We start from the raw sequence: 401 nt of genomic DNA, 5'->3' as shown, positions 1-401 counted from the left end.
GTCGGTCGGCCGCGGCGGGCGGCGGTGTCGTCGTTCGGTGTTTCGGGGACGAATGCGCATGTGATCGTGGAGCAGGCTCCGGCGGCTGAGGCCGCGGATGTGGTGTCGCCTGAGTTGCCTGTTGTGCCGTTGGTGTTCTCCGCGCGTGGTCAGGCGGCTTTGTCGGCGTTGCGGGAGCGGGTCACCGATGACTCGGCCGCTACCGGTGCTGCGTTGGTGCGGCGGTCGGTGTTCGAGGATCGGGCGGTGCGGGTCGGCGGTGAGCTGATCGAGGGCACTGCCGTGGCGTCGCGGGATCGTGTGGTGTTGGTGTTCCCCGGCCAAGGGGCGCAGTGGGTCGGCATGGGCGGCCAGTTGCTTGATGAGTCGTCGGTGTTCGCCGCCTGGGTCGCGGAGTGTGA

The 401-nt window shown here is 69.3% G+C and carries 1 protein-coding gene; it reads left to right on the top strand.

The window, feature by feature from the left end:
* A partial coding sequence (locus ACPXBU_RS34845) for a ketoacyl-synthetase C-terminal extension domain-containing protein (RefSeq protein ID WP_425761403.1) occupies positions 1-401 on the top strand: 401 nt, incomplete at both ends.

The organism is Micromonospora sp. DT231 (genome assembly GCF_049847025.1).
Lineage (GTDB): Bacteria > Actinomycetota > Actinomycetes > Mycobacteriales > Micromonosporaceae > Micromonospora.
Note: the sequence above shows the minus strand (reverse complement) of the source record. Positions and strands in the feature narration are given on the sequence as shown.